The organism is Dyadobacter sp. HNCC25DJ185 (genome assembly GCF_056895195.1).
The window spans coordinates 1,196,376-1,216,762 of record NZ_JBXHAR010000001.1 but is presented as its reverse complement, the minus strand read 5'-3'; the positions used below and the strand labels follow the sequence as shown (position 1 = coordinate 1,216,762).

15 protein-coding genes are annotated in these 20,387 nt (G+C 46.0%); 11 read left to right on the top strand and 4 right to left on the bottom strand.

What is annotated here, in order from left to right; genetic code table 11:
• Positions 1–14: 14 nt before the first annotated feature.
• Positions 15–470, top strand: a complete 456-nt coding sequence (locus AC1XUF_RS05035) for an SRPBCC domain-containing protein (protein WP_483340569.1) — start codon at positions 15–17, stop codon at positions 468–470.
• A 4-nt stretch (positions 471–474) separates the two neighbouring features.
• On the opposite strand, the gene AC1XUF_RS05030 is transcribed toward AC1XUF_RS05035, so the two are convergent.
• Positions 475–705 carry a hypothetical protein gene (locus tag AC1XUF_RS05030; RefSeq protein ID WP_483340568.1) on the bottom strand — a complete coding sequence of 77 codons (231 nt, stop codon included), beginning with the start codon at positions 703–705 and terminating at the stop codon, positions 475–477.
• Positions 706–823: 118 nt separating this feature from the next.
• Here AC1XUF_RS05030 and AC1XUF_RS05025 point away from each other — a divergent pair, with 118 nt between their 5' ends.
• On the top strand, positions 824–1,297 hold the full coding sequence (locus AC1XUF_RS05025; protein WP_483340567.1) for a DoxX family protein: 474 nt from the start codon (positions 824–826) through the stop codon (positions 1,295–1,297).
• Here AC1XUF_RS05025 and AC1XUF_RS05020 read toward each other — a convergent pair.
• Together AC1XUF_RS05020 and AC1XUF_RS05015 are read right to left on the bottom strand one after the other, a co-directional pair.
• Positions 1,277–2,503, bottom strand: a complete 1,227-nt coding sequence (locus AC1XUF_RS05020; RefSeq protein ID WP_483340566.1) for an RsmB/NOP family class I SAM-dependent RNA methyltransferase — start codon at positions 2,501–2,503, stop codon at positions 1,277–1,279. The two genes, AC1XUF_RS05025 and AC1XUF_RS05020, sit on opposite strands and share 21 nt — an antisense overlap.
• A gap of 13 nt (positions 2,504–2,516) precedes the next feature.
• Complete coding sequence (locus AC1XUF_RS05015) at positions 2,517–3,704, bottom strand: GAF domain-containing sensor histidine kinase (protein WP_483340565.1); 1,188 nt, start codon at positions 3,702–3,704, stop codon at positions 2,517–2,519.
• A gap of 544 nt (positions 3,705–4,248) precedes the next feature.
• On the opposite strand from AC1XUF_RS05015, the gene AC1XUF_RS05010 reads away from it, so the two are divergent.
• The 6 genes from AC1XUF_RS05010 to AC1XUF_RS04985 all read left to right on the top strand — a co-directional run bounded on the left by AC1XUF_RS05010 (position 4,249) and on the right by AC1XUF_RS04985 (position 9,348).
• Positions 4,249–4,635, top strand: a complete 387-nt coding sequence (locus tag AC1XUF_RS05010; protein ID WP_483340564.1) for a DUF2147 domain-containing protein — start codon at positions 4,249–4,251, stop codon at positions 4,633–4,635.
• A 127-nt stretch (positions 4,636–4,762) separates the two neighbouring features.
• Positions 4,763–5,776: an LLM class flavin-dependent oxidoreductase gene (locus AC1XUF_RS05005; RefSeq protein ID WP_483340563.1), complete on the top strand. Its 1,014-nt coding sequence runs from the start codon at positions 4,763–4,765 to the stop codon at positions 5,774–5,776.
• 34 nt (positions 5,777–5,810) lie between these two features.
• On the top strand, positions 5,811–6,755 hold the full coding sequence (locus AC1XUF_RS05000) for a helix-turn-helix transcriptional regulator (RefSeq protein WP_483340562.1): 945 nt from the start codon (positions 5,811–5,813) through the stop codon (positions 6,753–6,755).
• A gap of 73 nt (positions 6,756–6,828) precedes the next feature.
• Entirely contained in the window at positions 6,829–7,353 is a 525-nt protein-coding gene (locus tag AC1XUF_RS04995; RefSeq protein ID WP_483340561.1) for a DinB family protein, read from the top strand.
• 54 nt (positions 7,354–7,407) lie between these two features.
• Positions 7,408–7,947 (top strand): NADPH-dependent FMN reductase, encoded by a 540-nt coding sequence (locus tag AC1XUF_RS04990; protein ID WP_483340560.1) that lies wholly within the window; start codon positions 7,408–7,410, stop codon positions 7,945–7,947.
• Positions 7,948–8,061: 114 nt separating this feature from the next.
• Positions 8,062–9,348 carry an O-acetylhomoserine aminocarboxypropyltransferase/cysteine synthase family protein gene (locus AC1XUF_RS04985; RefSeq protein WP_483340559.1) on the top strand — a complete coding sequence of 429 codons (1,287 nt, stop codon included), beginning with the start codon at positions 8,062–8,064 and terminating at the stop codon, positions 9,346–9,348.
• A 102-nt stretch (positions 9,349–9,450) separates the two neighbouring features.
• On the opposite strand, the gene AC1XUF_RS04980 is transcribed toward AC1XUF_RS04985, so the two are convergent.
• Positions 9,451–11,595 carry a S9 family peptidase gene (locus AC1XUF_RS04980; RefSeq protein ID WP_483340558.1) on the bottom strand — a complete coding sequence of 715 codons (2,145 nt, stop codon included), beginning with the start codon at positions 11,593–11,595 and terminating at the stop codon, positions 9,451–9,453.
• 377 nt (positions 11,596–11,972) lie between these two features.
• Between AC1XUF_RS04980 and polA the strand changes: the two genes are divergently transcribed.
• The 3 genes from polA (at position 11,973) to AC1XUF_RS04965 (ending at position 20,261) form a co-directional block, all read left to right on the top strand.
• Positions 11,973–14,846 carry a DNA polymerase I gene (polA, locus tag AC1XUF_RS04975; RefSeq protein ID WP_483340557.1) on the top strand — a complete coding sequence of 958 codons (2,874 nt, stop codon included), beginning with the start codon at positions 11,973–11,975 and terminating at the stop codon, positions 14,844–14,846.
• A gap of 460 nt (positions 14,847–15,306) precedes the next feature.
• The gene (locus AC1XUF_RS04970) at positions 15,307–18,657 is read left to right on the top strand and encodes a SusC/RagA family TonB-linked outer membrane protein (RefSeq protein ID WP_483340556.1); all 3,351 of its coding nucleotides are present in this window, start codon (positions 15,307–15,309) and stop codon (positions 18,655–18,657) included.
• Positions 18,658–18,677: 20 nt separating this feature from the next.
• Positions 18,678–20,261, top strand: a complete 1,584-nt coding sequence (locus AC1XUF_RS04965) for a SusD/RagB family nutrient-binding outer membrane lipoprotein (RefSeq protein ID WP_483340555.1) — start codon at positions 18,678–18,680, stop codon at positions 20,259–20,261.
• The last annotated feature ends 126 nt before the right edge of the window (positions 20,262–20,387 follow it).

The window sequence follows — 20,387 nt, the reverse complement described above, 5'->3', positions numbered from 1 at the left end:
AACACTTCAAAACAATGGCTGAGCCTCTTATGATCAGGAATAGTATTACCATCCATGCGCCCGTCGGTAAAGTCTGGGATGCGTTGGTAAACCCCGAACAAACCAAGAAATACATGTTTGGTTGCGAAACGGTTTCCGACTGGAAACCGGGCAGCGAGTTACTTTGGAAAGGCTTTTACGAGGGCCAGGAAATGGTTTTCGTGAAAGGTGAGATCGTGGAAATAGACCCTGAAAAGTGGTTGATCTACACCACGATCGATCCCAATTCAAACATCGACGATACTTCTGAAAACTATCTGCGCGTGACTTATGAGCTGATTCCAGAGGGAAATCAAACCATTCTGAACGTTTCACAGGGCGATTACAGCACCGTGGCCAACGGAGCGCAAAGATATCAGGATTCCTATAACAACGGCGAAGGCTGGAACCCGATCCTGATTGAGATTAAAAAGCTGGTAGAAGCAGAATAATCTATCAGGGATTTCCAGACTCTATTTCGCCAACTTCCTCCTGTATGTCCTCAGCAGGGATATCCTCGTCCATTCTGGACCCTGTATTTACTTCAGGCGCATCCGTACCCGGAACAGCGGGGTTGGGATTTAGAGGGGCAGTTTGTCCGGGCTCTGGGTAACTTGGTGCAGGAGGTTGCTTATCAGGCATTTCACTTACGATATCACCGAAAAAATCAATAACGCGGAATTCCATTTTCTGAAAGTTTGATACGGGAACAAAACGGAAAAAACCATGCCCTGCATTGCTGTTGGGTATATCCTTTTGTAATTTAAGCGATCAAAAATCCGCGAAAAACCAATCCCGCTGAATCATGGCCGTTCCAATTGTACTTTTTGTTTCGTTTTTGGGAAGCCTGGGCGTTAGCTGGCTGATATCCGGAACTTGGGATTATCAATTCAGCGGGAACCTGGCCATGTGCCTTATGCTATTGTTCACAGCCTTTGGGCATTTCAAATTTCCAAATGGCATGGCAATGATGATTCCTCCATTTGTCCCCTTCAAGAAGGGTCTGGTTACAATTACGGGCTTTATGGAGGTACTGGCCGGTGGCGCGCTGCTTCTCCCCACTTACAGGTTCGTCACAGGAATCTTCCTGATTGTATTCTTCATGCTTTTGCTTCCTGCCAATATTTACGCCGCTATGCGAAATCTTGATTACCAAAAAGGTACGTTTGATGGCAAAGGCCTTCATTACTTATGGTTCCGCATTCCACTTCAAATGGTATTGATCTCCTGGGTCTGGTATTTTTCAATATACAGCTCTTCAATGTCTGCGCTCCAGTAAAGCCATGTAAAAACCGTCAAATCCCTCTTTGGCCACGGAAGTTCGGCGTTCAGAAACCAGATACCATTCTTTTTTGCGTGTTTTGATAAATCTTTTAACCTGGTCCTCAGATTCCGAAGGGAGAATGCTGCAAGTGGCATACACCATTTTCCCTCCTTTTTTGACCATACCTGAATAAGACGTCAGGATTTTCCATTGTACCTGTTTTATATTTTCAAGAAACTCTGGTTTCAACTTCCATTTCGAATCCGGATTTCGCCGCAATACGCCCAATCCGGAGCAAGGAACATCTAAGAGAAGCCTATCGGCAGTTTCCCCCAGGCCCCTAATTTGTTCATCCGACTCGATCAGCATCGTTTCAAGATTGGTTACACCATTTCTTTGCGCCCGCTTCTTGAGTTCTGTCAGCTTTGGTTCTTCAATGTCCATAGCCAGGATACTTCCGCTGTTTTGCAGCAATGCAGCGATATGCAGCGTCTTCCCGCCCGCTCCCGCGCAGGCATCGATGACACTCATTCCGGGCTTTAAATCCAGATAAGGAGCAATTAATTGAGACCCAGCGTCCTGAATTTCAAAAAGACCTGCTTTAAACGCTTCTGAATTTTGCAGGTTCTGTCTTTTTCTCAAAACCAGCGTATCAGCCAGCCGCGGAATCTCATACACGTTTTCAGCGCCCAGGATCGATTTCACCTCTTCGAGGTTACTTTTTAAGGTGTTAACCCGCAGCACGACCGGCGCGGGGAGGTTCAATGCCTTTAATTCCTCATCCCAATTTGTTCCCAGTTCCTTCTCACCCGTTTCGTCCAGCCAGTCAGGGATGGATTGGGCAATCTTTCTAGTAACCGTAGATTCCTGGTATCTCTCGAGTGTTCTCTTGCGGTCAATACCATCAAATTCTGGCCAATCTGGGAGCGCCTCACCTGCACCAGCATGTAACAGCACTGGTTTAATAATCTGCCAAACGCCTACTAAACGCCAAAAGTCAGCCGTTTCCGAAGCTTTACCTATTTCGGCAGTAAACTTGGCCAGCCTCCACCACCTTACCATTTCATAGGTATTTTCGGCAATAAAAGCCCTGTCCCTGGCCCCCCACTTTTTATTGGATTTCAGAATTTGTTCCACCACCCGGTCGGCTTGCCGGTTTTTGAGGAAAATATGCTGAAGCGCCTCAACTGTGGCTGCTACAAGCCCTCTATAAAGTTTCAATATTTCAGATTTTCTAATGAATTTGCTGGGGCAAATCTATCTCAAATTTCGCGCCTTTCCCAGGCTCAGAGGTAATAGCCATTTTGCCGTTCAGATTGGTTACAAGATGTTTTACCAGTGCCAGGCCAAAGCCATAGCCATATTCCCCTCCGGTCCCATCTGTGGACGCTGCTGTTCCGGACAAAATCGCGTTAATAGCTGCCTCATTCATTCCAACACCGCTGTCTTGTACCGCAATTCTGAGATTTGGCCCTTCGGGCCTCAATAACAGGTCGAGATCGACGGTTACATGCCCATTTTCCGGGGTAAACTTCATCGCGTTGGAAATGAGGTTGCCCGTAACCTGCAGCAGCTTGTTCCTGGAAAAGCTGATTTTATCCGTTTGCTCGCTCACATGTACCTGAAAATCAATTCGCTTGTTCAATGCTTGCGGTCCATACAGCCTTTCCAGTTTGTCCTTAAAAATTTCAAGGTTAAAACCACTCCCTTGCGCAGGTAATTCAGGATTGCTCCTATCCCCCTTATGCGACCCCAGTATTTCCTCAGCGAGATCAAGTATCGATTTTCCGCTCTTATGGATCAAGTTGACGAATTCCAGCACCTCGTCCATCTGATTGTTCTCCCCCTGGTCGCGGATGATTTGCGCCAGGCCGATAATTCCTCCCAAAGGTCCCCTGATATCATGTGCAAGCTTTTTCTGAGTCTGCCTTTCCTCCATTAGCCGCGATCTGAGCTTTTGCATGATGTGATGTGTTTTAAGCCTGCTCACAATTTCGTCAGCAATGATCTTCATCAACTCAACTTTTTCAGGATCCAGTACCACACGCTCCTGGTCCAGTACACACAATGCGCCGATGTTCAGGCCACTATTGGTTCTAAGCGGGATTCCATAATAATAACGCACCTTTGGCACGCCAGTCACGTATTCTTTGTTTCGAAAACGCTCATCGTCACGAAGGTCCGTGACTTCGAAGTGATCACTTTCCATGATTGTATACTGACAGACTGTGTCCTCCCGGAGCATCTGCTCCGTATCCAGCCCATAACTGGCAATGGTCCACTGGGTAAGCGAGTCAATCAGATTGACCTGGGAAATCTGGGTGCCCGTCACCTTGGCTGCCAGCTTGGCGAGGTGCTTAAAAGCTTCCTGATGCTCGGAGTAATCGATATCTAATTCGGAAAGGCTGACCAGTCTTTCCATTTCATTTTTCGGAATCGGGGGGGTACTATTCACAATTAGGGCTGGTAACGAAATTCAGGCAGCGCAAAATAATCTTAATTTAACTATTAAATTAGCCATAGATCGAAAAATGAGCATATCTGAATCGGCCTTTTGAATAGAATGGATTAAGTGATTGAAATACCAATAACAAGGAATATGCGCCGTTCTTGGAATAATTCTGTTTTCTTCTCTGATAAGAAATTGTATATTGTAGCTTTCATTGAAAATCATTTTAGTACTTATCATAGTGAACACCCTTACTCAAATCAATCTAACAACGTTAAATTTAAAATTTAACGTTGTTAGATTAAATTTCACTGTTAAAATACTTGACTTACATACAAATAAGGCGTTTTTTATGATCAGATATTTATTTTGCTGATTTTAGGAACAGATTTTCAATTTGAACATTTCCGAGACACAAGAATCCAAAAAACAATCAATTCCTACCATACACCGAATGTATAAAATTATTTTCACCATACTTTTTACTTTTATTATTCCCCGCTGCAATGCGCAAAACATGCCTGCTGACGAAATTTTAGGTGAATGGACAAGTGAAGAAAGAGATAACAAAATTGAGATTTACAAAGTAGGCAACGAGTATTTTGGCAAGCTGATATGGTCAGAGGATATGTTTGAGGCAGACGGTATTACATCGAAAAAGGATGTTCAAAATACGAACGAGAAATTGCGCGGCCGCAACCTGATGCATGTTAACATCCTACATGATTTCGTATATGATGAAAATAGCTGGGACAACGGCAAAATGTATGACCGCAAAAGCGGCAAGACTTACAATTGCGTTTTAAAATTACGCGATAAACTCCTGGAAATCAGAAGCTATATCGGTATCCCGTTATTCGGTCGGTCAACCTATTGGCGAAGGTCACCCAAAGAGCAATTGTAATTCCCCTCCCCTACTGCTGTTTCTCACCAATAACCCTGCGACTATCCCAGGGGAAAGCGCTTTTTGCAAATGAAAGTGAATACATTCTGTCTGCCGGTTGTTACCGTTTAAACATGCATTCAGATCAATGAGCAACATCAAGCTAGGCATATTGGACCAATCGATTGTAAGGCAGGGCTCCACGGTTCGGGAGGCCATCCAGGAAACGATTAGGACCGCTAAATTGGCGGAGGAACTCGGTTATAGCAGATTTTGGGTCTCCGAGCATCACAATTCTACTTTCATTGCGGGCTCGACCCCTGAGGTCCTGATGGTCAAGCTGGCAGACGCAACCAAGCATATCAGGATAGGTTCCGGCGGAATTATGCTGCCAAATCATAGTGCCCTGAAGGTAGCTGAGAATTTCCGTATGCTGGAGACCCTTTTCCCCGGGCGGATTGACCTTGGAATGGGCCGTGCGCCAGGTACCGACCGCATTACATCATCCCTGCTGAATCCGTCTAATGATTTTAGCGAAAGCAGTTATCTCCGTCAGCTGGAGCACCTGCAGCACTTTTTTCGTGACACAGCAGGCACTGAACGAGGATTTATTTACGCCACACCTCAATCGCCTACTATCCCCGCCCAATGGATACTCAGTTCCAGCGGCGGAAGCAGCAACATAGCCGCCCGATTTGGCATGGGCCTCGCTGTGGCCAAATTCATCAATGGTTTCGTGCGTCCGGATGTCGTGGAAACCTACCGCAAAAATTTCCGGCCTTCCGACCAGTTCTCCCGACCACGCGCGATGCTATCCATATTCGTGCTATGCGGCGAAACAGAGGAAAAAGCTGCGGAAATGCGGAAAATGATGGATTATATCCTGGTAGAATTTGAAAAAGGGAAATTTGGGCCTTTCCCGGATGCCGAAACCGTCCGGAATTATCGCTTCACTGTCGGCGAGCTGGAGCGTATCCGTTACAACAGCGGAAGAATCATTTCAGGCACCCAGGATGCTGTAAAAGAACAGCTTACAAAGCTCTCAAACGAGTTCGAAGTCGATGAAATCGTCATTTCAACGATGGCCGATAGTGCTGAAAACCGCGTAAGGTCTTTTCAATTGATTTCGGAGGCATTTAATTTGAGAGAACCCGTTCTTTAAGTTTATTTTTGCAGCGGACTCTTTCCTGCAAAACATGAACCGTTTCGACCGCATCACTGCCATCCTGATCCAGTTGCAATCCCGCAAAATTGTAAAAGCCCAGGATCTGGCGGAACGCTTCGAAATCAGCCTGCGGACCGTATACCGGGACATCAATTCCCTCGCGGAAGCAGGTGTGCCTATCATTGGGGAGGCAGGTGTGGGCTATTCCATCATGGACGGCTACCGCCTGCCTCCCGTGATGTTCACCAAGGAAGAGGCACGTACTTTCATCACCGCTGAAAAACTGATGGAAAAATTTACAGATTTTTCCACGCAGACACAGTACCAGTCAGCCATGTTCAAAATCAAAGCAGTGCTGCGAAGTACGGAAAAGTCGATGGTGGAAAACCTGGAAAACCATATTGAGATCAGGCATAGTAACAGGCTTTTTCACAAATCCGCCAATAATACGCTCGATGTTTTGCTTAAAAGCATTTCCGAAAAAAAGATCGCGAAGATCAACTACACGGCCATGAATGCAAATGATCCGATGGAAAGGATCATCGAACCCGTGGGCGTTTACCACGAAAATAATTACTGGTATACCGTCGCTTTCTGCCATTTGAGAAATGATTACCGCAATTTCCGGTCCGACCGCATCCTGCACTGTGAGCTCACCAATGAACCTTTCAAACAAAAGCATGCGCCACTAAAAGAGTTTATGACGGATACCTGGGAAGGTGAAAACATGCGGCTGGTTCGTATCAAAATAGACAAGCGGGTTACCAGGTACATCCGCGAGCAACGTACCTACTACGGTTTCGTGTCGGAAATCGATAAAGGCGAATTCATTGAAATGTCTTTTCTCAGCCCTTCACTGGAAGGTTTTGCGAGATGGTTTCTGATGATCGCACCTAATGCATCCATACTGGAACCGGAGTCTTTGAAAACAACGGTCAAAAATCTGATCACCCAGATTTCAGAAAATCTTCAATAACATTCAGAGTCTCCTGACACACTGCTGTCATCAGACCGGCCGTGCTTTGCAATAAACCAAACCAACGCGAGCTATGCCTGCATTAACAACAACTCCTGTGATTGAAAACAGTCTGGTATATCTGATGAAAAATTATGCCGATTACAATCATTGGGCCAATTGTACCCTGATCAACTGGTTGAGAAAAAAACCGCGTGAAACCCTTGAAAAAGAGGTCATTTCAAGCTTTTCGACCATCAGATCCACACTAGTCCATATCCTGGAGACCCAGCGATACTGGTATTCCGTGATCAATCCTGAACATCACGACACCGGCGTAGATTTTGATGGAGACCTGGACGAGACATTTGATGCGCTTATAGCTCAATCTGAGACGGTTGCAGAATTCGTCGAAAATCTTTCCGCCGAGGCGCTGCAAACCGAAACGTTGGTCGTAAGTCAATGGTTTGAGTGTAAGCTTCCTAACTTTGAATACCTTATGCAATGTATGAACCACAGTACTTACCATCGCGGCCAAATCGTAACCATGGGCCGCAACCTTGGTTTCACAGATGCACCTATGACAGACTACAACTTTTATAACGTCATGGCAAAGTAGCAACTACCGTTAATACCATGACCGGGATTGTTTGCCCGATTTGTAAATTGGGCCATGAAAAACATCAGCATCCTCGGAATCTCCGGCAGCCTTCGCCCGGACTCCACCAACACTATTCTGCTAAGCACGTTCAGGGACTTGCTTCCGTCGCACGTGGTGTTCGATATTTTTGAGGGCCTGGACGAAATCCCGCATTTCAGTCCAGGCCTTGACGATACAACTTCGGTTTTGAGATTTAAAACCGCCGTCCAGCAAGCATCCGGTGTGATCATTTGCACACCCGAATACGCTTTTGGTGTTCCGGGCACCCTGAAAAATGCATTGGACTGGACGGTAGCAACAGGAGATTTCAACGATAAACCAGTGGCCGTCATCAGTGCATCCCCCCTCAACAGTGGCGGCGATAAAGCATTGGCTTCGCTCCTGCTCACCCTCACCGCATTGGGTACCAGGCGTAACGAACAATCCTCTTTATCAATACCCAATGTCAAACACAAGCTAAACTCCGGCAGGGTAACTGATCCTGAAACAATGTACGCCTTACAGGCACAATGTGATAATCTACTGGAAATCATCTCGGATGTCCGTCATTAGCTTATCAATAAAGTTCAATTTATTATACGGCAAACAAAAGACTACTATTTTGATATACTATGGTTTTTAATTTGATACATTTGGGCTTTATCCACCTATTTAACGATTTAAAAAATGAAATTTGAGACCTTGCAACTCCACGCCGGACAGGAACCCGATCCCGTAACCAATTCGCGTGCTGTACCTCTTTACCAGACAACCTCCTACGTTTTCAATAATGCCGAGCATGCCGCAAACTTGTTTGCGCTGAAAGAGTTCGGAAATGTCTACACCAGGATCATGAATCCCACCACCGACGTTTTCGAGAAGCGGGTGGCCGCACTGGAAGGCGGAGTGGCCGCATTGGCCACCGCGTCAGGGCATTCGGCCCAATTCCTGGCAATTAATAACATCACCACAGTTGGCGACAATTTTGTTACCACGTCGTTTCTTTACGGAGGTTCCTATAACCAGTTTAAGAATTCATTCAAGAACATCGGTGTGGAAGCCCGTTTCGCAGACGGCGACGATGTCAGCAGCTTCGAAAAATTGATTGATGACAAGACCAAGGCAATCTACCTCGAAACAATCGGCAACCCAAGTTATAGTGTCCCCGATTTCGAGGCCTTCTCAGCCCTTGCTACCAAATACGACCTCCCATTGATCGTGGACAACACTTTTGGTGCAGCAGGCGCGATTTTTCAGCCTATTAAATATGGTGCGCATGTGATTGTGGAATCTGCCACTAAATGGATTGGCGGGCACGGCACTTCTATTGGTGGAGTGATCGTCGATGCAGGAACCTATAACTGGGGCAACGGCAAATTCCCGCAGTTTACCGACCCTTCCCCAAGCTATCACGGCCTCGTTTACAATGATGTATTCGGTATTGGCGGACCATTTGGAAATATCCAGTTCATCATCCGTGCGCGGGTGGAGGGACTGAGGGACTGGGGCCCGGCGGTGTCTCCGTTCAATTCATTCCTGTTCCTGCAAGGTCTGGAAACGCTCTCTTTGCGCGTAGAACGCATCAATGAAAATGCGCTTAAACTGGCACAATGGCTTGAAAATCACCAGGCCGTCGAAAGTGTAAATTACATTGGGCTAGAAGGTAACAAGTATCATGGGCTTGCCAAAAAATACCTCACCAGGGGCTTCGGCGGCGTTTTGTCTTTCACATTAAAAGGTGACAGGAAGCAGGCTGAGAAATTTGTGGACAACCTGAAACTGATCAGCAACCTGGCCAACGTGGGCGATGCAAAAACGCTGATCATCCATCCCGCATCCACAACACACTCGCAATTATCTGATGCTGAGCAGCTTTCGGCAGGTGTTCACCCTACGCAATTGCGGATTTCCGTTGGGATCGAGCATATCGATGACATTATAGCCGACATCGAAGGGTCGATCGGGCAATTGTAGTAAGTTAAGATGTCATGATGGGCGCAGTCCCTTTTGCATAGTGCACCTCTGGCGTGCTGCTGCACTTCGGCTGCGTCCATCGTGACGATCCTGGATGCGATGTTACTTATCAATCCCTTCCAGCGCGAACATAAAAGCGTACCTCAAAGCAACTTCTTTCAAATAATCGAACCTTCCCGAGGCGCCGCCATGGCCTGCATCCATGTTCGTTTTCAACAACAACACGTTGTGATCCGTTTTGTGCGTCCTTAACCTGGCCACCCATTTAGCTGGTTCAAAGTATTGCACCTGGCTGTCGTGCAGGCCGGTAGTAACCAGCATATTTGGATAGGCTTTCTTCTCCACATTATCGTAAGGCGAGTAGGACTTCATATAATCGTATGATTCCTTGTTCTTTGGGTTACCCCATTCGTCAAACTCATTGGTAGTCAACGGAATGCTTTCATCCAGCATGGTTGTGACCACGTCTACAAACGGAACATCCGCAATGATACCTCTCCATAAATCAGGCCGCAGATTGGAAATTGCGCCCATTAACAAACCTCCCGCACTGCCGCCCTCAGCGAAGAGATGGGTCGGGGAGGTGTATTTTTCCTTGATTAAGTACTCCGCGCAGTCAATGAAATCGAAGAAGGTGTTTTTCTTTTTGAACATTTTTCCATCCTCATACCATTGACGGCCCATTTCCTGTCCGCCGCGAATATGCGCAATCGCAAAAATGAACCCGCGATCCAGTAAACTTAACCTCGCACTGTTGAAACTGGCGTCCATGCTGTAACCGTACGAGCCGTACGCATATAGCAGCATCGGCGTATCCGCGTTTCTGGCAGTCCCCTTTTTGTAAACCAGCGAAACAGGCACTTTTACGCCGTCGCGGGCAGTAGCATAAAGCCTTTCGGTCACATATTCGTCGGGCTTATAACCACCCACAACCTCCTGCTGTTTTTTCAAATCCTTTTTCTTCGATTCCATGTCGTAATCGTAAACGGAGTTGGGGGTTGTCAGCGAGGTATACACATATCTCAGGTTCTTACTGTCATATTCGGGATTTGCCGAAGCGTATACAGCATAAGCCGGCTCTCCAAAATCCACATAATGTTCCTGATTAGTCCTGATATTTCTGATCCGCAATTGAAGAAGTCCGTTTTTGCGTTCCGTGACGACCAGGAAATCCTTGAAAACGTCAATGTCTTCGAGCAAAACGTCTTTCCGGGTAGGGATCACTTCTTTCCAGTTTTCAACGCCCGTCTTGTTGACAGGGGTCTCCATCAGTTTGAAGTTCAATGCATCCTTATTGGTTACGATAAGAAATTTGTCGCCCTGGTGGTCAAAATCATATTTAACGTCCTTCATTCTGGGCTGGAAGACTTCGAATTTGCCCTCGGGCTTATCTGCGTCCAATATCAGATGCTCAGATGACATGGTCGCGGAGGAGGAAATGACGATGTACTTTTCCGACTTCGTTTTACCAACCCCGATGTAATTGCTTTTATCCTTTTCGGTATAGACCACCACGTCCTTTTTCGCGTCCGTTCCTAAGGAATGTCTCTTGATTTTCTCGCTCAGCAGCGTTTTAGGGTTTGTGGCCGTATAAAACAATGTTTTGTTGTCATTACCCCACTCGTAGCCCGGGTCTGTCGGATAGATCGCATCCCTCAGTATTTCGCCTGTTTCCAGATTTTTGACGTACATGGTGTACTCTCTTCGCGATACGGTGTCCACCCCAAAAGCCAGTAATTTATTGTCTGGACTGACGCTGAACCCTGTTGCGGAATAGTAAGGATGCCCCTCAGCCATTTTGTCGACATCGAGCAGAATTTCCTCAGCCGAGTCAAGAGTACCTTTTTTACGGCAGTATTTGAAGTACTGTTGCCCTTCCTCGTTTCTGGTATAATACCAATAGCCGTTAGAAAACACGGGAACCGACTCGTCTTTTTCTTTGATCCGGCCTTTCATTTCGGCAAAAAGATCTTCCTGGAATTTTTTCGTGGCCGCCATCATCGTGTCGGTGTACGCATTTTCGGCGTTCAGGTAGTCCACTACCTTGGTACTGTCCGGCCCTTTGGTAAAATAATCGGCCATCCAATAATATTCGTCATTGCGTTTATCACCATGCATTCCGGTTTCATGGTCTTTCATTGCGGCAACTGGAGGCTTTGCTTCCGGCCATTTGTATGCTTCTTTCACTTCTTTATTTTGATTACAAGAAAAAATAATAACAGCTAACAAGATGAAAATAATTCTCATAGGAAAATTTGTTTATTAAATGTACTAAATGATAAATACTTTTTATACATACATTTAGTATTAAATGTAAATAATGTATGAGTATAATAAATTGTATAATTAAGTATCAATAGGTGAATTAATATAAAAAGATTTAAATGTATTGAAAGAACTGATTGTATTATTTCATTTATATATATAAAATGCGCTAATCATATAAGCCAGATACAATGTTTTAAAAAGCCCGTAACTTATTGACCATTTTAAGAGAATCTATAATATTAATAGGACAAAAAGACTGCTCCATTTTCACTGAAAAGCAATCTACAAAAATCCCTCTGTAATCCGTTTCAGTCACCTACATACGTTATATTTGGCTTTCGATAATTACTTGCCTCATGGATAAACCCGTTCACAAACTATTCCTTCTTGACGCGATGGCGTTGATTTACCGCGCTCATTTTGCATTCATCAAAGCGCCTCGCATTACTTCCAAAGGATTGAATACCAGTGCCGTCTTCGGATTTACAAATACGCTCCTGGAAGTGTTGCAGAAGGAAAAACCCACACACCTGGGCGTGGCATTCGACACCGCAGCGCCCACGTTCAGGCACGTCCAGTTTGAGGCTTACAAGGCCCAGCGCCAGGAGCAACCAGAGGATATTTCCGTGGCGATACCCTTGGTAAAACGTCTGCTCAAGGCCATGTGCATCCCGGTATTGGAACTGGACGGTTATGAGGCGGACGATATCATCGGTACCATTGCGAAAGAGGCATCGCGGGAAGGGTTCGAGGTTTTCATGATGACGCCGGATAAGGATTACGGCCAGCTGGTGGAGCAGCATGTGTACATGTATAAGCCTGCGTTTTTAGGCAAGGGCGCAGAAGTGCTGGGCGTTAACGAGATATTGGAGCGTTGGCAGATCAAACGGATCGACCAGGTGATTGATATACTCGGACTGATGGGCGACGCCGTCGACAACATCCCGGGCATACCGGGTGTGGGCGAAAAAACGGCCCAGAAACTGATCGAAGAGTATGATACCATTGAAAACCTGATCACGCGTGCCGGGGAAATCAAAGGAAAACTAGGTGAAAAAATCCGGGAAAACTTTGATAAGGCGATCCTGAGCAAGCAACTTGCGACCATTGATTGCCAGGTACCCGTTCCATTCGATGCAGAAGACCTGACCATTTGCCCTGCTAATGCAGACCAGATCATTGAGTTGTTTGACGAACTCGAGTTTAAAACGCTAAAACAGCGTGTGCTGGGCATCAACCAGCCTATTGTTACTACCGCAATCACACGCCCTGTCGCAAAAGACAAAAAAGGCCAGCTGGACCTGTTCGGGAATCCGACCGAGGAAGTGGGCAGTCAGCCAGCTGTTATCAGCGAAAATGTCGCCACCGGGGATGCGTCTGAACAGGCTTATGAGGACCTGCGCATACCGACTACCAGGAGGACGATCGACAATACCTTTCACCGTTATCACACGGTTGACACTCCGGAGTTGCTCAAAAGTCTGGCGTATTACCTTGGTTTACAGGACTCTTTCTGCTTCGATACTGAAACTACTTCTCTGGATACCATTGATGCCGAGCTGGTGGGACTTTCTTTCTCCTATCTCGCAGGTGAAGCCTTTTATATCCCGGTACCGGCAGACCGCCCCAAAGCGCTTGAAATTGTGGAGTATTTCAGGGAAGTTTTTGAGAACGAGAACATTGAAAAGATTGGCCAGAATATTAAGTATGACCTGCTTGTTTTGAAAAACTATGGCATTGAAATAAAAGGGAAGCTGAGCGACACCATGCTGGCGCACTATCTGCTGGAGCCCGACAAAAGGCATGGAATGGACATACTTGCAGCATCCTATCTCAACTACGATCCTGTTTCTATTACAACGCTCATTGGGAAAAAGGGGGTTAAGCAAGGTACCATGCGGGATGTAGCCATTCCTGAGATCACCCAATATGCCGGGGAGGACGCCGATATCACTTTCCAGCTCAATGCGATCTTCTCAAGAGAGCTTCCGAAAGTCAATGCATCCAAATTGTTTTACGAAGTGGAGATGCCTTTACTGAAAGTGCTTGCTGCCATGGAAAATACGGGGGTAAGACTCGATATCGGCGCATTGAAAGAAATGTCCGGCGTGCTGGAAACAGATTTGCGTATCACTGAATCCGAAATATACGAAGCAGCGGGCCAGTCGTTCAACATCAGTTCACCGAAGCAGCTCGGCGAAGTCCTTTTCGAAAAAATGAAGCTGATTGAAAAACCGAAAAAAACCAAAACGGGGCAATACGCGACCGGCGAGGATATTCTTTCGGACCTCGAAGCAAACCACGTGATCGCAAGAAAAATCCTGGATTACCGGGAATTGCAAAAATTGAAATCGACTTATGTTGATGCATTGCCATTGCTTGTAAACCGGCGCACGGGCCGGATCCATACTTCCTATAACCAGGCAGTCGCTGCAACGGGGCGACTCAGTTCTACGAACCCTAACCTGCAGAACATCCCCATACGTACCATTCGCGGACGAGAAATACGCAAGGCATTCGTACCGGATACCGACGATTTTCAGATACTGTCCGCCGATTATTCGCAAATCGAGCTACGCATTATGGCGGCTTTCAGCGGTGATGCGAGCATGTTGGAAGCTTTCAACCAGGGACGCGATATTCATGCGACTACTGCAAGCAAAGTCTTTAAGGTCCCGTTGGAAGAGGTGACCTCCGATATGCGCCGAAAGTCCAAAATGGTCAATTTTGGCATTATTTACGGAATCTCCGCATTCGGTCTCGCCCAGCGCCTTGGTATAGCCCGAGGGGAAGCGAGCGAAATTATCAGGGCTTATTTTGAAGAATTCCCCGCTGTGAAGGGTTATATGGACCGGATCATCAACAATGCCCGAGAAAAAGAGTATGTGGAAACCATCCTGGGCAGGCGTCGGTATTTAGCCGACATCAACTCGCGGAACCAGACCAATCGGGGTTATGCTGAACGGAACGCAATCAACGCCCCGATCCAGGGATCCGCTGCAGATATGATTAAAGTAGCGATGATCAATATTCATCACTGGATGGCGGCAGAACAACTAAAATCCCGCATGATCCTGCAAGTACACGATGAGCTCGTGTTTGATGCGCATCGGGATGAAATCCCGCTTCTAAAGGAGAAAGTCGACGAACTCATGCGCAATGCAATCCCGATGGCAGTCAGAATGGAAACGGGAATCGGGGTGGGCGCCAATTGGCTTGAAGCGCATTAAGGAACCAATTGCTTTCTTTCCCTACGGTACCCATGGCAGAAGCTCCGACGTGCTTCTGCCATTTTCAAAAATCGCAACAAGAGCGCAAAAAAACTACATCTTCAGCCACGGGCGTTTTTCACAAATCAATTGTTTTTTTGACTTTAACCCTGCCAAAGGCCCCGCACGTTTGCTTGCTCAAAAGGTAAACACATACTTTACTCGCCTTGTATTTGTTAAGTTACTTGACAAGAAAGTGCACCTCGGTTATAAATCATTCTTTTATAGCCTATTGTCCCCTAAATAATACAATAAGAACCTTTGGTATTCCATTCAATAGTCCCTAAATTTATTTGTTTACAATGGCTTAATAATTCAGTAATACTAAACAAATAAGTTTGGAGATTGTTAATAGTATGTGTTGCTAATTATTCAGTATTGGTAAACAAACGTTGCAAAAACCTTTCAAACCACTCTTTTTATGAAACTATCTTTACGATTGAGACAAATCTTGTTTCTCAGAAGGATACTTGTCATGACCGCTCTTGTGATGTCGTTGGCCATTTCCCTTCAGGTCACAGCTCAGGACCGCACGGTTCAGGGCAATGTTACCTCCTCCGGAACGTCGGAGCCGTTACCCGGCGTTTCCATTGTTGTTAAAGGCACCACCAAAGGCACAAACACCGATGCCAATGGACATTTCACTATCAGCCTTCCTTCCGGAGGCGCTGCCCTGCTTATCTCTGCCATTGGATTTGTGGCCCAGGAAATTGAAGTTGGCAACAAAAGCCTGATTGATGTACAATTAATAGTGGATACCAAAGAGCTTTCCGAAGTTGTGGTAACCGCCCTTGGTGTAAAGAAAGAAGTTAAAAAATTAGGCTACGCCGTACAGGAAGTAAAAGGTGAAGATTTGGTAATGGCCAGAGATCAGAACCCTGTAACTGGTCTGACAGGAAAAGTGGCCGGTCTCTCGGTAGGGCCTTCGGCTGAAATGTTAAGAAAGCCGACCGTGATTTTGAGAGGTAATGAAATCAATTTATATGTAGTTGATGGCGTGCCGATCAGTTCAGACACATGGAACATCAGTCCGGACGATATTGACACCTACACCGTATTGAAAGGACCAACCGCTGCTGCACTCTACGGAAGCCGTGCACAATACGGTGCGATCCTGATCACGACCAAAAAAGGAAATAAGAAGAAGGGCTGGTCAGTAGAACTCAATTCCACCAATGCCGTAGATAATGGGTTCCTTGCATTCCCGAGAACGCAGGACGAATACGGTGGCGGCGAAAACCAGCTTTACGCTTTTGGTGACGGCAAAGGAGGAGGACTTAATGATAATGACTACGACGTATGGGGACCTAAGTTCCGCGGACAGCTGATTCCGCAATATGACGGAAAGTATGACCCTAATACGGAATATAAGACAACATTCCCTGGCGGATTTGTTTACACGGGCCACATCCAGCCCACGCCTTATGTTGCCAGAGGAAAAAATAACCTGAAACGTTTCCTTGAACCAGGGTTCCAAAGCACCAATAACGTGTCATTGAGCACCAGCGGTGATAATTACAATCTGCGGTTTTCGGTATCGCACTCTTATCAGAAGAGTATCATTCCAAACAACAAGGTCAACATCACCAACTTTAATGTATACGGTTCTTTTAACCCGACTTCAAAGTTGAAAATCGATGCGAGCCTTAACTTCAACCGCCAGTATTCTCCAAACTTTCCCGACGTAGATTACGGACCAAACAGTTTGATTTATAACGTTGCCGTGTGGACGGGTGCCGACTGGGACGTTGACGCGCCGGATATCAAAGGAATCTGGCAGGAAGGTAAAGTTGGGACACAGTCTGTTTTCGCTGAGTACCAACGCTACCACAATCCATGGTTCCAGGTAAATGAATGGAAAAGAGGTCATTACAAAACGGACATATTTGGATACGTTTCGGGTAACTACAAAATCGATGATAACCTGAACGTAAACGCACGTACCCAGATCACCACGTACAATCTGCTGCGTACTGAGAAAATGCCCTACTCTGCTCACCCATATGGACGGGATCAAAACAAAGGTGACTACCGCGAAGACCGTCGTGACCTTTTCGAGAACAATACCGACGTCCAGTTGAACTACAATTATAACGTAGGCTCTTTCGTAAATCTGTCTGGCTTTATTGGTGGAAACGCAAGGCTCTTTACTTATAATTCGAGCTTTACCTCAACAGATTATCTGAGCGTACCGGGTGTTTACGCTTTCAGTAACTCCCTCAATGCGATTCAGGCAAGCAGCTTTTCTTCTTCGATGCGCGTGTTCAGTGGATATGGCTCGCTGGACGCTTCCTTCGGAAAGTATGCAACCCTGGCCCTGACAGGTCGTGTGGATAAATCTTCTGCCCTGCCAAGCAATCACAATAGCTATTTTTATCCAAGCGTTTCTCTGGCATCTGTTATTTCGGACTACATCAGTATTCCTGATGCCATTTCTTTCCTGAAAATTCGTGGTTCGTTCGCAGCCATTCACGGAGATGCGACCAATTCAGAAATTGGTATGGCACCGTTCAATTCGATTACTGCATTTGGCGCAGGACCATCAGGAAACTCCTTATTTGACAGTCCTTTGGATTATGGAAGCAACTATCGGTCACCTTACGGCGGTCCTGATTATTCTTTGTCGTCCGTTTATTCAACCGCGAAGCCTTACAACAGCCAGACCGCCGCTTATTACACCAGCAACATTTATGATCCGAATATCAAAACGTTCAACCGTGTCAACTTCGAAGGTGGCGTTGACCTGAAGTTTTTGGAAAACAGATTAGGGCTGAGCCTGACAGGTTTCCAATACATGGATGGTCCGAAGATCCTTCAAAACCCGATTTCTACTGCAACCGGTTATTCTTACTACTACCTGAATGCATTGAAAACGAAAAAAACGGGCTACGAAATTTCCTTGACGGGTAATGTGATCCGCAAAGAAGGCTTCAACTGGGATGTGCTGGTTAATTACAGTACATTCAAAGAAGTTTACGCCGAACTACCTGAGGGGCAAACGGTTTACGATACTTATTTCCACAAAGGCGATCGCGTCGACAAATTTTACGCCAGCGCTTTCTTAAAGGATCATGATGGTAACGTTATTTATAACAGCTCAGGATCCCCACGTTCAAATCCTGTATCGCAAATGCTCGGTTATCTGAATGCTAAATTTGCATGGAGCGTTTATAACAAGCTGAATTACAAAGGATTTTCACTGGGATTCCAATTTGATGGACGCGTTGGCGGAAAAACTTCCGATTATATGCATAACAAAACTATGCGCGGTGGCCGTAACCTTGAAACTGCAACTGGCGCTTTGGGTGTGGCACGTGATCTGGACGACCAGCATGCAGGAGACGGGGACTACAAAGGAAGCTATATTGGACAAGGTGTGGTTGTTGCTAATGGACAGGCCATCAACATTGATTCCCAAACCGGCGAAATCCTGAACTATAGCGAACTTCAGTTCTCACCGAATACAAATCCTAAGTCTGTACAATCATGGGTAAGCTCGTACTATGGTGTCACTGAGTCAAACCTCATGAGCAAAACATATGCTAAGCTTCGCGAAGTTACATTTGGTTACAGCATCCCTTCAAAATACCTTGCTAAGTCAGCGTTCAAAAAAGTGACTGTATCATTGGTGGGAAGAAACCTGCTTTATTTCTACAAAGACAAGCGTTTCAAAGATGTGGACCTGGATCAATACAACTATTCTCAGACTGGTACCGGTTTGCAGTCGCCTACAACCCGCCGTTACGGATTGAATGTAAACCTGGCATTTTAACTTAAAAAAGACTCTTAATTATGAAAAAAATATTCATACTGCGTTTTTTACCACTATTGGTAATAACACTCTTGTCAGGATGTGAAGGCGATTTTGCTGATCTTAATCAAAATGTCAATAAGCCTACAACCGTTCCGCCGTCGCTGTTGCTGAACGGGATTCTGAACAGCATGTACGATGAGCCTGCGGGCGATAAGGAGAAATGGTCTCAGTACTTTCTTCAGAACTACGATTATTATGGAAACAATGAGTATAATTTCGGTTCATTGGATGATCAGTACTCCACTCTAAAGAATGTCGTGAAGATGGAAGAAGAAGCTGCAAAAGTTTATACGGCGGCAGTCAATCCGTACGGAGCTTTGGGTAAATTCTTTCGTGCCTACTTTTTCAGCCGGATGAGCCTTCAGTCAGGAGATGTGCCGATGACCGAAGCGCTTTTGGGTTCTAAAAACCTTAACCCGGTATATGATTCACAAAAGGCCGTATTTGTGCAAAGCCTGAAATGGCTGGACGATTCAAACACGGACCTTGCAACGCTTATTGCGGCGCTGGACAATTCACTGGCAGGCGACATTTACTTTTCCAATGACCTGAAAAAATGGCAGAAAACGGTCAATACATATCGTTTGAGGCTGCTCATCCATTTGAGCAAACATGTTGACGATGCGGATTTGAACGTTAAATCCCAATTTGCGACTATCCTGGGTAATCCTGCCAAATATCCTTTGATGGAAGGACCGGAGGATAATTTACAGTTTAACTACATCTTCCCAACTAATAAATACCCCGAAAATCCAGGTTCTTTTGGTTTTAACGCATTGCGCGAAAACTGCTCCGCAACTTATGTGGGTTTGCTAACCAAATTCAAAGATCCGCGGGTGTATATTACCACTGAGCCTGCAGCTGCGCGGGTAGCCTCAGGCATTAGCCCAACCAGTTTTGATGCGTTTGTCGGAGCTGATCCGGGAATGGACCTTGGCACGATGTACGTTCGCGCAAACGCAGGAGAATATTCGCTGATCGGCCGCAAACATTTCTACGAAACCTATGTTGGAGAACCAAGTATTCAGATCGGGTTCCCTGAAATGTGCTTCAACATCGCCGAAGCAATCAACAGAGGCTGGGTTGCTTCGGGGCCGTCAGGAAATGCCGAAGCCTATTACAAAAAGGGAATTATGGCTTCCTGGGCTTCTTACTCCATTCCTGCGAACGGCACATTCACAGCTTCGTTCCTTGTCACGGGAAGCCCTGGCTCTACCGCGGTGTACAACACCTACCCGATCAAAGCCGACTTTGACAGCTACTATGCCCAGCCCTTGATTAAATATTCTGCGACTGCCACAGATGCTTTGAGACAAATATTGGAACAACGGTACCTGGCCCTGTTCAGGCATTCCGGACTGGAATCTTACTACACATGGAGAAGAACCGGTGTTCCTAATTTCACAAAAGGACCAGGGACGGGAAATAGTGAGCGTATTGCGCTTAGATTTCAGTATCCCGGAAGCGAAAAAACTGCTAACACGGTAAACTACAAAGCTGCTCTTACCAGCCAGTACGGTGGGAACGACGATATCAACGGAGCGATGTGGCTGATTAAGTAATCTGATTTAATGGATATCATTGGCGACCGCGGGAGCACATCCTGCGGCCGCTTTGTGTTTAACCGAACGTTCTGTGCCGAAGCAATGCGGATAAATCCTTTGAAACGCTCAACGAGATTTCAGCAC